This is a genomic window from Streptomyces sp. NPDC026500, assembly GCF_055567635.1.
Map to the genome: position 1 here is coordinate 14,371 of NZ_JBVHQB010000018.1, position 14,869 is coordinate 29,239.

Below are 14,869 nucleotides of genomic sequence, written 5' to 3' on the forward strand. Positions count from 1 at the left end.
GGCTCGGGCGGATCGCTGGTCCGGGTCACTGCTTGAGCAGCACCGAGAGGTCCTGTTCCGCTTCCGGCACCGAGACCGTTCCCCGGTCGTCCGGGAGGTTCTGGATGGTGAAGCCGGGAACGCCTTCCTGGGTCGCCGCGAGCATCCGGGAGGCGTAGACCGGGCCTCCGGAGACCGGCTCGACGGTGAGGGCGTACGTGCCCTTGAGGCCGCTCGGGACGGGTGCCGCGATGTTCTGCGTGGTCCCGCCCTTGATGGTGAACGTCTTCGAGACGGCCGTACCGCCCCCACTGCCCGCGGACGCGGTGACCCTGATACTGGCTCCCCCGCCGGGGGCGGTCACGGCGAGCGTGGACCCCTTGGCGCTGTTGTCCGCGACCGTCGCGCGCGCGCCGACCGGGAGGGTGGCCGGAATGAACGCGGTCTCCTGATCGGCGCCCTTGCCGCGCACCACCCGCAGGGCGGCGACGATCGGCACGGACGACCCGGTGGGCGTGAGCACCAGGGAGCCCGCTTCGCCGCGGGTGACGTCCCCGAGGTCGACGGCGGAGGTCATACCGGCCTTCACGTGCAGCGTCTCGTTCCCCGCCGGGGTGATCAGCCCCGAGGGCGAGGCGAGGCGCACCTTCAGGTCGGCGTCCGTGTCGCCGGGGGCGAAGGCGACCAGGCGCACGGAGGTGGCGTCCTTGGGGATGCCCGGCATGACAAGACTGCCCGCGGGGTCGGCGGAGGCGGCCAGCCAGTCGCCGCCGGTCTTTTCGTCCAGTGCCTGTACGGCGGCTCCGACGCGACCGCTGCGGACCGACACATGCACGGTGAGGTCGGTCTGCGGATCGCCGGTCAGCGTGTTCAGCAGGATCGGCTCGCTGGCGTGCGGCTGGACCGTGATCCCGTCGGCCACCGTGGACTTGAGCGTGCCGTCCTTGCCGTACAGATCGATGTCGACGACGGCCGCGGAGTCGTCCGGGTTGGTCAGGTGCACATAGTCGGTGCGGGCCGCGGCGGTGCTGGCGCCCGGGAACCAGAACTCGGTGTCGGGAGCGGTGCAGTTGGTGCCGAGAAGGCCGCGCCCATTGCCCGCGGCGACCTTCGTCGTCTCCTGAACCGTCCAGCCGGGCGCGAACTTGCCCGACGCGACGCCGACGAGGGCGGGCGTGTCGGCACCCGAGGCGTCACCGGCCGCCGACTTGCCGGGCTCCTTGGGCTGGACGACGGGCTTGGCGGGCTTGGCCGCCTTGCCACCGCTCTTCTTGCCGGCGGCGGAGTCCGCAGACTCCTCGGTGGCGGCCTGGAGTTGGGCCTTGCCGCTGCCGCTCACGCCCTCCACGACGGGCGTGAAGGACGTGTACGAGGTGTCGGCGATGTCGGAGGTGCTCGGCTGCGGGCAGAGCAGGCTGGTGCGCTCCACGGGCAGCCGCGCGGCCGCGCCGGCCGCGCTGTCGCCGGACGCGTCCGGCGAGTTGAGGGTCGCGAAGCCGGTGACGGCGGCGAGCGCGGTCGCCGCGGCGATCAGGGACAGGGTGGTGCGGTTCACTGATGGCTCCCGTCGGGGCGCTCACTGTCGGTGCCGTGCGAGGGCTGCGTCGGGTCGTACGCCGGGTCGTAGCCCTGCTCGCCCGTGTCGTAGGCCTGGCCCCGGGAATCGAAGGCCTGGCCGTTCGCGTCGTAGCCCTGGCCGTAGTTCTGGTCGTACGCCGCCGTGCCCCCGTAGGCGTACGGGTCGTACTGGCCGCCCTGGTAGGGGTCCGCCTGGTACGGCTGCTCGTAGGTGCCCGCCGGGTACTGCTGATGCCCCTCGTACTGCTCGCCGCCGTGGGTGTCGTACTCGGCGTTCGCGTAGCTGCGGCTGTCCCATTCGTCGTACGCCTGCTGGTGCGGGACGGCGGCGGCCGGGACCTCTTCGCCCTCGTCCGCGCCCGCGTCCGTGTCCGCGGGAAACTCGCCGTCGAGGTCCTCGTCCGACTGCTCGGCCTCCGCCTCGGCCTGGGCGCGCAGGCGGCGGGCGCGGCGGCCGTCGCCCGTCATGTCCTGGGCGGGCACGGCCTGCTCCTCGGGGAGGTCGTCGTCGACGTCCCGGCGCCGCCCGGGGAGGGCGAGCACCACGAGGACGAGGGCGAGCGCGCCCTGGACCCACAGCCAGGCGGTGTGGCTCAGCGGGGCGTCGAAGGTGACGTCCAGCCTGCCTCCGCCGGCCGGCAGCTGGAAGCCCTGGGCCCAGCCGTCGACCGTGGTGCGGGTGAGCGGCTTGCCGTCCAGGGTCGCCGTCCAGCCCGCGTCGGCGCTGTCGGCCAGGCGCAGGACGCGGCCGTCGGCTCCCGCGGGGATCGTGGTGTGCACCTCGACCGGTCCGGCGGCGATGGACTCCGGGTCGCCGGATGCCGGGACGATCGCGGCGCGCGAGACCTGCTGGTCGACACGCCACAGGGCGCTGCCGTCCTGCTGGCTCAGCCGGCTCAGGCCCGTGGTGGCGTCCAGGACGCGGCTCACCTCGCGCGGCGCGCCCTTGCGGACCAGGACGTAGCGCACGGCGAAGCCGCCGAGTTCGTCCGCCTGGTCGGCGCCGGAGCCCGCCACGAGGTTGGCGACGACCTTGTCGAGCTTCTTGTTCTCGCTGTCCGCCGAGGCGAGTTCGGCGTCGCCGAGGCGGGCGCCGGAGCCGCGGACCAGGACGTAGCCGACCTTGGCGGCCGAGCGGCTGTCGAGGACGAGGGTGCGGGCCTGGTCGCGGGTGCCGCTCTCCTCGGCGACGAACGCGGGCACCTGCACCGGGTCGCGGCGCTCCACGGGTCCGTCGGCGCCGCGGATGATCCACCCCGCGGCGATGAGCAGCGGGCCCGCGGCGCAGGCGAAGGCGATGAGCGCGGCCACCGGCTGGCGCCAGCCGAAGCTCTGTTCGGCCACCCGCGCGCGTGCCCCGTCGGAGCCGACGGCGGCGGCGGCGAGCAGTGCGAGGCCGTAGACGAGGGTCGCGGGGCCGGCCCAGGTGGAGCTGTTGGACAGGACCGCGAAGACGAGTGCCACGACGGCGATGACCCAGGCGGTCCGGATCCCCGCCTGGCGCTCGGAGCGCAGCAGTGCGGCCAGCGCGGCGAGCACGATGCCGAAGAGCATCAGTCCGCTGACGGTGCCCGGCCCGCCGGGACTGGCGCTGACCAGGTCGAGCGGGGAGGCCGCGCCCGCACCGTAGTCCAGGCCGGCCTGCTTGAAGAAGCCGAACGGCAGCAGGGTCAGGGACCAGGGGGCGAGGACCAGCAGCGGGGTGCCGAGCTGGGCCAGGAAACGCGGTCCGTAGGCGGCGATCTCCCTGCGGCGCACCACGAGGAGCGCGATGCCGAGGACCAGCGCGATGGGCCACACGATCGGGGTGAACGCGGTCGTGAACGTCAGCAGCAGGGCGTACGCCCAGGTCGCACGCCAGCTGCCGCGCGCCCGGGAGGCGTGCGCGAGACCGCTCGCCGCGATGCCCGCGCGCGCGATGAGCGGCAGCAGGATCGCGAGGACGGCGGTGCCGATGCGGCCGCCCGCGAGCGCGCCGGTGGCGGCGGGCAGGAAGGCGTACGCGACGGACGCCCAGGCGCGCAGCAGGCGCGACTCGACGAGCGGGCGCGAGGCGAAATACGCGGCGAAGCCGGCCAGCGGCACGGAGCCCACGAGGAGCACGGTGACCGCGAGCCCGGTGGAGCCGAGGAGCGCGGAGGCCAGCAGCGCGACGAGCGCGAGGTAGGGCGGGGCGGACTGGGTGGAGCCCGCGCCGACCGGATGCCAGCCGTCAAGGTAACGCGCCCACAGCTCGGAGGAGTCGGCGGGCGCGGGCAGCAGCGCCCCGCCCGCGAGGGCCCCGCCGCCGAGCAGTTGCCGGCAGGCGAGGAGCGAGACGAACAGAAGGACCAGGAAGAGCATCGGGCCGGGGTTGCGCGCGATGCGCTTGATCCGGGCGAACTGCTCGATCTCCAGGAAGTCGCCGTCGTCGCCGCCCGGTCCGGACTCGACGGCGCCTCCGTGCCGTCCGGCGCCCGTGGCGATGTCGGCGTCCGAGCTGCTCGTCAGATTGCCGGCGACCTGCTCGAAGGTGGCCCGCACGGTGGCGCCCGGCGGCGGGAACAGGGCCCGCAGCTCGCCCTTTTCGACCTGCGGGCGGCCGCGCCTGCGCCGCCCGGCGATGATCCGCTCCGGGCGCAGCAGGGTGCCCAGGAGGCCGCGGATCTCGTCGACGGCCTGCCCGGGGACCTTGCCCACGAGGTAGGCGACCGTGCGCAGCAGGGTGCCGAGGACGAGCCGGATCAGGATCCAGGGGAGCTGCGCGGTACGGGCGTTGACGAGGAGGGTGTAGACGGCGCCCGCTTTGTCGACCTTGTGCGGGGACGCGGCGGTGCGGCCCACGCAGTCGACGGCGCGGCGCTCGCGGGAGGCCGCCTCTGCGTGCCGTACGACGGCTTCCGGGGCGACGAGCACCCGGTGGCCGGCGGCCTGGGCGCGCCAGCACAGGTCGACGTCGTCGCGCATCAGGGGCAGCCGGCGGTCGAAGCCGCCGAGCTCCTCGAAGACATCGCGCCGGATCAGCATGCCCGCGGTGGACACGGACAGCACGGGGTGGACATGGTCGTGCTGGCCCTGGTCCTGCTCGCGGCGGTCCAGACCGGTCCAGCGGCGGCCCGAGTTGGCGATGGTGACGCCGACTTCGAGGAGCTGCCTGCGGTCGTACCAGCCACGGAGCTTGGGGCCGACGATGGCCACGTCGTGGCCGAGCTCCTGCTCGTTCTCCACGACGCGCAGCAGCTGGGCCAGGGCGTCGGGCTCCGGGGCGCTGTCGTCGTGCAGCAGCCAGAGCCACTGCTCGGGCTCACCGTGCGGGAGGTCCGGCATGTCGTAGGCGTCGTCGCGCCAGCTGCGGGTGACGGGGTCCCAGCCGCTCGGACGCTTGAGGTAGGGCAGGTCGTCCGGGGTCAGCTCGCCGGCGGTGCGGGACACCTCCTCGACGGCCTGGCCGAAGCCGGTGCGCCGTGCCAGGTGCAGCACGCGGTCGGCGCCGAGCGCCTCGGTGAGCAGCTGGGCGGATTCGTCCGCGCTGCCGGTGTCGGCCGCCACCGCGTTCTGCACGGGGCGGTCCTGGCCGAGCAGCCCGGCGAGCGCCTCGGGCAGCCAGCGGGCGCCGTCGTGGGAGACGAGCACCGCGGTCACGACGTGGCGCGGGAACTCAGGGGTGGCAGCGGCGTCGTTACGGGCTGCCGAATGGCTGTACACGGACATCGAGGTACGGGCCCCGGTTCGATGGACTGCGGTGGACGTCTGTGTCCGGCGGGGACAGCGGGACGTCTCGGACGAGGGCCCACACTAACGGCTGAGCAAGACGGCGGCCCGCCGCCTGTGGATAACCCACCGGCGACGGGCCGTTCCTTACGTAGGAGTGTGTGCCGTTTGGTCTGTGGCACCCACGCGTGTGGACTACTGTTCCGCGTCCGCTTTTCCGTACGACCGTTCTCAGACCGCGGCCTTCTTCAGACGACGCCGCTCCCGCTCGGACAGACCACCCCAGATGCCGAACCGCTCGTCGTTGGCGAGCGCGTATTCGAGGCACTCGGAGCGGACCTCACAGGCGAGGCAGACCTTCTTGGCCTCGCGGGTGGAGCCGCCCTTCTCGGGGAAGAAGGACTCGGGGTCGGTCTGGGCGCACAGCGCGCGCTCCTGCCAGCCGAGTTCCTCGTCCGCGTCGTCGACCAGCAGTTGCTGCACCAGCTCGGTCATGTGCGCCCCTCGTCTGTCTTTCGCGTCCCCGTGATGCTGCCGTTACCGATGTCGGCTGAACGACACGAGTGAAATTACAAGTGTGCCGATCCGGGCCAGTCAAGCCGAGATCTGCTATTGGGCCCCTTATTCACTCTGCGGAACCAAGGCTATGCGGAAAGTGTTCAAATCGGCATAAACCCTGACAGCCCAAGAGGTCCAGGTCAGACGCCCTCCCCTCGCAGAGGAGGACGTCCAGGAGTTCGATCTCGTTCCGACGCAGACCCCGAAGCGAATCTGATCACATTTAGATCACGGGGCCGCGGCGAGGTTTGTTCACCCGGTTGTGCGCCATGTGTCCGGGGAGGCTCCTGAACAAACCTTTCGCCTGCCAGATGAACCGGATGAGGTGAAACATCTTCCACATACCGGACATGCAGTTGACAGTCGAGGTGTGAACCGGTGTCCTTGTGGGCATGCTCGCGAACTTGGCACCCACCTCGACCCGCACCGCCGGGTCCCTCGGTGCTGCCCACGTTCGCTGTAGCTGTTGTTGCTGTTCCAGCTGTTGAGCCCTACCGCGCTCCGGCTGCCTCGCCGCCACTGAGGCGAATCCCCGCCCCTCTCCCGGGGGCCACCGCCCGCACCAGGGCTCCTCCCCGCTCCTGACCCGGGCGGAATCCCCGCTCGAGACCCGGGCGGAAACGGCCAGCGACACCCCAGCACTCTTCCGCCGAGGAACCACCGCATCCATGAACAGCGACAGCGACCTCCAGATCGCCGGCGACATCCTCGAAGTACCGCACCTGCTCCAGCCGCCGCGCGAACACCCCTCCACCGTGGCCGAGTTCGTCGGCCTGGCGCGTTCCATCGCCGCCGACCGCTCCCAGTGGGAGCACCTCGTCCAGTACGACGCGGCCTCGCGCTGGTACCACCGGCTGAGCACGGGGCCCGGCTACGAGGTGTGGCTCCTGTCCTGGGTGCCCGGACAGGGCAGCGGGCTGCACGACCACGGCGGCTCCTCCGGCGTGCTGACCGTCCTGGACGGCGCGCTGACCGAGCACACCGAGCGCGGCACGCGCGCCCTGGGCGCCGGAGCGCAGCGCGCTTTCGCGCCCGGGTACGTCCACGAGGTCGTCAACGACTCGCTCGAACCGGCCGTCAGCCTGCACGTCTATTACCCCGGTCTCACCGAGATGCCGATGCACGCGGCGCGTTGCGCGGTCGCCGAAACCGTGTGACGCGTTCGCGCCCGAACGGGGGCCCGTCGGCACCGAGGTCTCGTAACCGGCTGACGCGTTGTCGTACCCGCCTGCGAGACTGAACCCCATGCGCATTGTGGTTCTGGCAGGCGGTATCGGTGGTGCCCGGTTCCTGCGTGGTCTCCAGCGGGCCGTGCCGGACGCGGACATCACGGTCATCGGCAACACCGGCGACGACATCCACCTCTTCGGGCTGAAGGTCTGCCCGGACCTCGACACGGTGATGTACACGCTCGGCGGCGGCATCAACGAGGAGCAGGGCTGGGGGCGGGCCGACGAGACCTTCCATCTGAAGGAGGAGCTCGCGGCGTACGGGGTCGGACCCGAGTGGTTCGGGCTCGGCGACCGCGACTTCGCGACGCACATCGTGCGGACGCAGATGATGGGCGCGGGCTATCCGCTCAGCGCCGTCACCGCGGCTCTGTGCGACCGGTGGAAGCCGGGCGTGCGTCTCATCCCCATGTCCGACGACCGCGTCGAGACGCATGTCGCCGTGACGCTGCCGGAGGGCGACCCGGCCGGGGCCGTCGGCGAGCGCAAGGCGATCCACTTCCAGGAGTACTGGGTGCGGCTGCGGGCCTCCGTGCCGGCCGAGGCGATCGTGCCGGTCGGCGCCGAGCAGGCGAAGCCCGCGCCCGGGGTGCTCGAAGCCATCGCCGAGGCGGACGTCATCCTCTTCCCGCCGTCCAACCCCGTCGTCTCCGTCGGCACCATCCTCGCCGTGCCCGGCATCCGGGAGGCCATCGCCGAGGCGGGCGTGCCCGTCGTCGGCCTCTCCCCCATCGTCGGCGACGCGCCGGTGCGCGGCATGGCCGACAAGGTGCTGGCCGCGGTGGGCGTCGAGTCCACCGCCGCCGCGGTCGCCGAGCACTACGGCTCGGGCCTCCTCGACGGCTGGCTCGTCGACACGGTCGACGCCTCCGCCGTGGAACGCGTCGAGGCCGCCGGCATCCGCTGCCGGGCCGTCCCGCTGATGATGTCCGACCTCGACGCGACGGCGCGGATGGCGCGTGAGGCGCTGACGCTGGCGGAGGAGGTACGGACGTCATGAACACCGTGGACGCGGCGTTGCCCGACGACGCGGAGCATGCGGGTCGGCACACCGGCGGGGAGCACCCGGGACGGCCCGCCGGCGCGGGCTACCGGGTCTGGGCGCTGGCCGGACTTCCCGAGGTGCGCCAGGGCGACGACCTGGCGAAGCTCATCGCGGCGGCCGAGCCCGGACTCGTCGACGGGGACGTGCTCCTCGTCACCTCCAAGATCGTGTCGAAGGCCGAGGGCCGGACGGTCGAGGCCGCCGACCGCGAGGCCGCCATCGACGCCGAGACCGTCCGGGTCGTGGCACGGCGGGGCCCGCTGCGGATCGTCGAGAACCGGCAGGGGCTCGTGATGGCCGCGGCCGGGGTCGACGCCTCCAACACCCCTTCCGGGACAGTGCTGTTGCTTCCCGAGGACCCCGACGCCTCCGCGGACGCGATCCGTGCGGGACTGCGCGACACCCTGGGCGTCGACGTCGGCGTCGTGATCACGGACACCTTCGGGCGGCCCTGGCGCACCGGACTCACCGATGTCGCCATCGGCGCCGCGGGCGTCCACGTGCTCGACGACCTGCGCGGCGGCACCGACACGCACGGCAATCCGCTCAGCGCGACCGTCGTCGCCACGGCCGACGAGCTCGCCGCCGCCGGTGACCTGGTCAAGGGCAAGACCTCCGGGCTGCCCGTCGCCGTCGTGCGCGGGCTCGCGCACCTCGTGACCGAGGGGGACGGGGCGGGGGCGCGGGCGATGGTGCGTGACGCGCGTGACGACATGTTCCGGCTGGGCACCTCGGAGGCGGTACGGGAGGCGGTGACCCAGCGGCGTACCGTCCGGGCCTTCACCGACGAGCCCGTCGACCCCGGTGCCGTACGCCGTGCGGTCGCCGCGGCGGTGACCGCTCCCGCGCCGCACCACACCACGCCCTGGCGGTTCGTGCTCCTGGAGTCCGCCGAGTCGCGGACCCGGCTGCTCGACGCCATGCGGGACGCGTGGATCGCGGATCTGCGGGGCGACGGGAAGAGCGAGGAGTCCGTCGCCAAGCGGGTCCGCCGGGGCGACGTGCTGCGCGGGGCGCCGTATCTCGTGGTGCCGTGCCTGGTCATGGACGGGTCGCACACGTACGGCGATGTACGACGGGACGGCGCCGAGCGCGAGATGTTCGTGGTCGCCACCGGGGCGGGCGTGCAGAACTTCCTGGTCGCGCTGGCCGGGGAGCGGCTGGGCTCCGCGTGGGTGTCGTCGACGATGTTCTGCCGTGATGTCGTACGCGAGGTGCTGGAGCTTCCGGAGAGCTGGGACCCGATGGGGGCCGTGGCCGTCGGACACGCGGCGGAGGAGCCGAGGGGCCGGCCCGAGCGGGACTCGGCCGACTTCGTCGAGGTCCGCTGACCGGCGGAACGCGCCGCTCCGATGGGCCGGGGCAGTCCCCCTGACCTACCGAGGACGCCCCGGCTGGTTCGGCGAGGGCCGCTGACCCGCCGAACGCCGCGCTGGGCGGTCCGAGGCGGTGCCCTGGCCGGTCGAGAACCCCCAGCCGGCTCCGCAGGCCGCTGACCCGCCGAGGACAGCGCTCCGATCGGCCCGAGGCAGTCCCCTGACCGGCCGAGGACGCCCCCGGCTGGTTCGGCGAGGGCCGCTGACCCGCCGAACGCCGCTTCGGGCGGTCCGAGGCGGTTCGCTGAGGCGTCCGACGCCTTTGCCGTGGGGTGAGCGCCTACTCTCGTAGGACGCCCCGAGTTTCTCTAGGACCTCATTCGTGTCTGGACGTTTCGCTCCCCGGCCGACGCGTACGACTGTGCGCGGCGGGCATGTCGTGCTGCCCGGCGGAGTGCCCCGCCAGACGGCCGAGCCCGGACGCGCTCGTACCTGGACGCCCGACGGGCCGCTCGATCTCGGGCTCGTCCTCGGGCCGCTGCGACGCGGACCCGGCGATCCGACGTTCCGGACGACACCCGACGGCTCCGTGTGGCGGACCAGCCGTACGCCCGCCGGGCCCGGGACACTGCGGGTCGCGCCGCGCGGCGGGGCGGTCCGGGGCGAGGCATGGGGGCCGGGGGCCGACTGGCTGCTCGACCGGCTCCCCGACCTGCTCGGCGCCGCGGACGATCCCGACGCCTTCGAGCCACGGCACCGGCTGGTCGCGCTCGCCCGGCATCGTCGGCCCGGCCTGCGGCTGGTGCGGACCGGGCTCGTGATGGAGTCGCTGATCCCGTCCGTCCTGGAGCAGAAGGTCACCACCGACGAGGCGTACCGGGCGTGGCGGTTGCTCGTCCGGAAGTTCGGCGAGCCCGCGCCGGGGCCCGCGCCCGAGCGGATGTACGTCATGCCGGCGCCTCGGACCTGGGCCTTGATCCCGTCCTGGGAGTGGCACCGGGCCGGGGTCGACAACAAGCGGGCCTCCACGATTCTGCGGGCCGTACGGGTGGCCGCGCGGCTGGAGGAGGCGGTCGGGTTGGACCCCGTACAGGCGCAGCAGCGGCTGGAGTTGGTGTCCGGGATCGGGCCGTGGACGTCCGCGGAAGTGGTGCAGCGCAGTCATGGCGCGGCGGATTCCGTGACCGTGGGGGATCTTCATCTGCCGGGGATCGTCGGGTACGCGCTGGCCGGGGACCGGGACGCGGACGACTCCGTCATGCTGGAGCTGCTGGAGCCCTATGCCGGGCAGCGGCATCGGGCCGCCCGGTTGATTCTGCTGGCCGGGCGTACGCCGCCGCGGCGTACGCCGAAGATGCCTCGCGGGGACATCGGGCGGCTGTAGGCGGCCCTGGCTTCTGCCGTCTCCGCCGGCCGTCCCCGGCGCCCGGCGCCCCGCCCCTGGTTCTCGACTCCCGGCTCCCGGCTCCCGGCTCCCGGTTCTCGACTCCCGGCTCCCGGCTCCCGGGTCCTTGTTCCGCCCGGCTCCAGGCAAGTGTGGCTTCCGCGCGTGAGCGCCCGCGGCTCGCGTCATCCTCCGCCCCGGCAGGTTGTCGCCCCCTCCGCCCCTACCCGTCCCGTACCTGGGGCTCCGCCCCAGCCCCCGCTCCTCGAACGCCGGAGGGGCTGGATCTTGCCCCCGCAGCCGAAAACGCGCCGGGGAAGCAGCTGAAGCGTGCCGCCGCAGCCAAAGGGTGCCGGAGAGGCGAAACACCCCCGGAGGGGCTGGAACCAAGTTCCAGCCCCTCCGGGGGTGTGCTTCGGTTTCTACTGGTCCGACGAGAAGCGCAGGGTGCCGCCCGGGATGCGGGCGTCGCACCAGACGCGGACTCCCTCACGGAGTTCGTTGTCGGGGCCGACGACCGCGCCGTCGCCGATGACCGTGCCGGTGAGGATGGTGCGTTCGCCGATGCGGGCGCCGACACCGACGAAGGAGTCGGTGATGACGGCGCCGGGCTCGACGACGGCGCCGGCCAGTACGGTGCTGCCGGTGATCCGGGCGCCCTCGCCGACGCGGGCGCCCTCGCCGACCACCGTGCCGCCGGTCAGCTTGGCGTCGGGGGCCACGGTGGCCGTGGGCAGGACCAGGCGGTCACCGCAGCGGCCGGGGACGGCCGGGGACGGAGCGCGGCCGAGCACCAGGTCGGCGGAGCCGCGGACGAAGGCCTGAGGGGTGCCCAGGTCCAGCCAGTAGGTGGAGTCCACCATGCCCTGGAGGTGGGCGCCGGTGGCCAGGAGCTCCGGGAAGGTCTCGCGCTCGACCGAGACCGGGCGGCCCTCGGGGATCGTGTCGATCACCGAACGGCGGAAGACGTACGCCCCCGCGTTGATCTGGTCGGTGACGATCTCCTCGGGGGTCTGCGGCTTTTCGAGGAAGGCTGTGACGCGCCCGGTGGCGTCGGTGGGGACCAGACCGAACGCACGCGGGTCCTCCACCCGGGTGAGATGGAGGGAGACGTCCGCACCCGTCGTCTCGTGGGTCGCCACCAGCGCCGGGATGTCCAGGCCCGTGAGGATGTCGCCGTTGAAGATCAGGACCGGGTCGTCGGGGCCCGAGTGCAGCCGGGACGCCACGTTGCGGATGGCACCGCCCGTGCCGAGCGGCTCGTCCTCGGTGACGTACTCGATGTGGAGGCCCAGTGAGGAACCGTCACCGAAGTACGGCTCGAAGACCTCGGCGAGGTAGGAGGTCGCCAGCACGATGTGCTCGACGCCCGCCGCGCGCGCCCGCGCCAGCTGGTGCGTGAGGAAGGGGACCCCGGCCGCCGGAACCATCGGCTTGGGCGTGTGCACCGTGAGAGGGCGCAGCCGGGTGCCTCTGCCGCCGACCAGGAGGATCGCTTCTGTCACCTGTCGTCTCTGCTTCCTGCCGGGACCGGCCGAACTGTCTTTCGGCCGGCCAGTGTATGCAGACCGTTCGATGGCGCCTTCGATGGCCGTGCGGTGTCCTTCGACGGGCCTCTGTCGTGACTTCAGGTGATCCCTGCCGGAACCGGCCCGGCCGAACCGTGTCGGCCGGGCCTGGTCCGGGTCCTGTCTACCGGCCCTGGTAGCGGGCCGCCGTCGTCCTGGCCGAGCCGAGCTTGCCGTAGAGGAGCCGTCCGGGGCACTCCGTGGCGAACCCGTCCCGATGGCCGGAGATCACATTCAGTCGTACGTTCTTTCCCTTTCGGTAGAGATTGCCACCGGCCGACTTCAGGTATGTCTTGCCACGCGGATTGGCACCGAAGAGGCCGAGTTTCCATGCCGTGAGCCGGGCGATGGCCTTGAGCGCGGCGTCGGTCGGCTTCGTCTTGCCGAAACTGCCGATCACGGCGATCCCCATGCTGTTCGTGTTGAACCCGCGGGTGTGGGCGCCCATGACCGCCTTCGCGACGCCGCCGGCCCGGCCTTCGTAGATGTTTCCGCACTTGTCGACGAGGAAGTTGTAGCCGATGTCGCGCCAGCCACTGCTCACGACGTGGTAGCGGTAGATACTGCGGATGATGGAAGGGACCTGCGAGCAGCTGTACTTGTTGCCCGACGCCGTGTGGTGCACGAAGGCCGCCTTGACCGTCTTCGTGTAGAGGAAGCCGCGCTCGCGCAGGTTCTCGTTCGCGCCCCAACCGCGGCGCGTGATGATGCTGGGCCGCGGGCCGATGTACGGCATCGCGCGCTGTTCGGCCACGTCGTCGGGGAAGTACGTGCGCTCCGTCTCCTCCCGGGAGAGCGCGGTGATCTCGGTGGCGCCCGCCTTCGGGTCCGTCCCCGAGTTGCCGTCCGACGCGCCCGCGTGCACGCCCTTCGCGCGCATGCCCGAGGGCACGCCCCCGGCCCGCCCGGTCGTCCGGACGTCCGGGCGTGGGGGACCCCCGCCGGGATCGACCAGTTCGAGGCGCAGGCCGCCCGGCAGCGGGGAGTGCGCCGGGGCGGCCACGCGTTCCTCCCCCGGGCTCTCCCGCACACCCTCCTCCGCGGTGTCCGTGGCGTCCCGCGCCGACTGCTCCGCGTCGACGCGGACTTCGACGCCGTCCGAGTCGCCCACCCACAGGGGGGCGGTGGAGCCGTGCACCCGGCGCGACGCGCCTTCGGGGGTGTCCGGGTCCGCGGCGTGCTCGTCGTTGTGGGTCTCGACGTCCTGCCAGTCGGACCAGTGGCCGGTGCCGGTCTCCCGGGTGCGGACCCGGACACGGCCGTTCAACTCACTGTTCGGGTCGTCCCAAACGACGCCGACCAGGGAGAACGGCCGTACGTCGCGGCGGGCGAGGCCCTGTTCGGGTGCGGCCGGGCCGAGGGCCCGTTCACCGGTGAGCGGGACGAGGGGCAGGGACTGGGTGCTGCCGGAGGCGGCGGCCGCGGCTGTCACCGCCGACGGCCCCGCCTGTGCCGGGGCGGGCAGGGCGAGCGGAAGGGCGAGAGCGGCCGCGCAGGTGACGCCGACCGAGGAAGCAAGGAATCCACGCATGCTCCTGATCCTGAACATAGTCATACATATCTGTCCATCGCGGACTTGACGGACCGTCGGAGCACGCTCGGCCGAACCGGTGGCGCGCTCGGGCCGTGCCGCGCGGCGCCCCCGCGTACGCTTGCGCGCGTGAAAGCCACCGACCGCACCCCCGCCGACCTGCTGCGATCCGCGCTCTCCGAGGACCCGGCGCGTCCTCTGGTGACCTTCTACGACGACGCGACGGGCGAACGGGTCGAATTGTCCGTGGCCACCTTCGCCAATTGGGTGGCCAAGACCGCCAACCTGCTCCAGGGCGAGCTGTCCGCCGAGCCCGGCGAGCGGGTCGCGCTGCTGCTGCCCGCGCACTGGCAGACGGCGGTGTGGCTGCTCGCCTGCTCCTCGGTGGGCGTCGTCGCGGACGTCGGGGGCGATCCGGCCGCCGCCGACCACGTCGTCGCGGGCCCAGGGCGCTTCGAGGCCGGCCTCGCCTGTTCCGGTGAGCGCGTCGCCCTCTCGCTCGCGCCGCTCGGCCGCCGCTTCCCGACACCGCCCGCGGGCTATGCCGACTACGCCGTGGAGGTGCCGAGCCAGGGCGACCGGTTCGCGCCGTACGCGCCGGTCGATCCGGAGGAGCGGGCGCTGATCGTCGCCGGGGCCGCGTACACGGGCGCGGAGGTCGTGGACCAGGCCCGGACCGATGCTCCCGGGCTGGATCTGACGGGGCCCGGTTCACGCATCCTGTCGGCGCTCTCGTACGACACCTGGGAGGGCCTGGCCGCGGGGCTGTACGCACCGCTCGCCACCGGCGGATCCGTGGTGCTGTGCCGCAATCTCGATCAACTGGGCGACGACTCGCTCGCCCGGCGGATCGAGAGCGAGCGCGTGACCGCGACGGCTCGCTAGGGCCTGTCCGACCATTCACGTCGGATCGGACCCTGGCGTCCGGTGCCGTGCATCGCAAGGCGGAGTCTCGCCCTCGTACCGGTCGTAATCGGGCGTGCCCGACACC

General features: G+C 72.8%; 10 protein-coding genes. 5 read left to right on the plus strand and 5 right to left on the minus strand.

Features of this window, described 5'->3' with window-relative positions; genetic code table 11:
* Positions 1 to 25 precede the first annotated feature (25 nt).
* The 3 genes from ACZ4N5_RS28970 to ACZ4N5_RS28980 form a co-directional block, all read right to left on the minus strand.
* Positions 26 to 1,534 carry a DUF5719 family protein gene (locus ACZ4N5_RS28970; protein ID WP_467759989.1) on the minus strand — a complete coding sequence of 503 codons (1,509 nt, stop codon included), beginning with the start codon at positions 1,532 to 1,534 and terminating at the stop codon, positions 26 to 28.
* Positions 1,531 to 5,247, minus strand: coding sequence for a glycosyltransferase family 2 protein (locus tag ACZ4N5_RS28975; protein WP_467759990.1), 3,717 nt, complete (start codon positions 5,245 to 5,247; stop codon positions 1,531 to 1,533). The genes ACZ4N5_RS28970 and ACZ4N5_RS28975 overlap by 4 nt, the downstream gene beginning before the upstream one ends.
* Before the next feature lie 231 nt (positions 5,248 to 5,478).
* Positions 5,479 to 5,742 (minus strand): WhiB family transcriptional regulator, encoded by a 264-nt coding sequence (locus ACZ4N5_RS28980; RefSeq protein WP_003975777.1) that lies wholly within the window; start codon positions 5,740 to 5,742, stop codon positions 5,479 to 5,481.
* Positions 5,743 to 6,473: 731 nt separating this feature from the next.
* Between ACZ4N5_RS28980 and ACZ4N5_RS28985 the strand changes: the two genes are divergently transcribed.
* The 4 genes from ACZ4N5_RS28985 to ACZ4N5_RS29000 all read left to right on the plus strand — a co-directional run bounded on the left by ACZ4N5_RS28985 (position 6,474) and on the right by ACZ4N5_RS29000 (position 10,779).
* Positions 6,474 to 6,962 carry a cysteine dioxygenase gene (locus ACZ4N5_RS28985; protein ID WP_467759991.1) on the plus strand — a complete coding sequence of 163 codons (489 nt, stop codon included), beginning with the start codon at positions 6,474 to 6,476 and terminating at the stop codon, positions 6,960 to 6,962.
* An 88-nt stretch (positions 6,963 to 7,050) separates the two neighbouring features.
* Entirely contained in the window at positions 7,051 to 8,034 is a 984-nt protein-coding gene (gene cofD, locus ACZ4N5_RS28990; protein ID WP_467759992.1) for a 2-phospho-L-lactate transferase, read from the plus strand.
* The gene (locus ACZ4N5_RS28995) at positions 8,031 to 9,410 is read left to right on the plus strand and encodes a coenzyme F420-0:L-glutamate ligase (RefSeq protein WP_467759993.1); all 1,380 of its coding nucleotides are present in this window, start codon (positions 8,031 to 8,033) and stop codon (positions 9,408 to 9,410) included. Before cofD ends, ACZ4N5_RS28995 begins: the two co-directional genes overlap by 4 nt.
* A gap of 367 nt (positions 9,411 to 9,777) precedes the next feature.
* Positions 9,778 to 10,779, plus strand: a complete 1,002-nt coding sequence (locus ACZ4N5_RS29000; RefSeq protein WP_467759994.1) for a DNA-3-methyladenine glycosylase family protein — start codon at positions 9,778 to 9,780, stop codon at positions 10,777 to 10,779.
* 422 nt (positions 10,780 to 11,201) lie between these two features.
* Here ACZ4N5_RS29000 and manB read toward each other — a convergent pair whose 3' ends face one another.
* Both manB and ACZ4N5_RS29010 read right to left on the minus strand, forming a co-directional pair.
* Entirely contained in the window at positions 11,202 to 12,284 is a 1,083-nt protein-coding gene (gene manB, locus ACZ4N5_RS29005) for a mannose-1-phosphate guanylyltransferase (protein ID WP_467759995.1), read from the minus strand.
* A gap of 187 nt (positions 12,285 to 12,471) precedes the next feature.
* A complete protein-coding gene (locus tag ACZ4N5_RS29010) occupies positions 12,472 to 13,878 on the minus strand; it encodes a peptidoglycan recognition protein family protein (RefSeq protein ID WP_467759996.1) in 1,407 nt (468 codons plus the stop codon).
* Positions 13,879 to 14,007: 129 nt separating this feature from the next.
* On the opposite strand from ACZ4N5_RS29010, the gene ACZ4N5_RS29015 reads away from it, so the two are divergent.
* Positions 14,008 to 14,763: a TIGR03089 family protein gene (locus ACZ4N5_RS29015; RefSeq protein ID WP_467759997.1), complete on the plus strand. Its 756-nt coding sequence runs from the start codon at positions 14,008 to 14,010 to the stop codon at positions 14,761 to 14,763.
* Positions 14,764 to 14,869 lie beyond the last annotated feature (106 nt).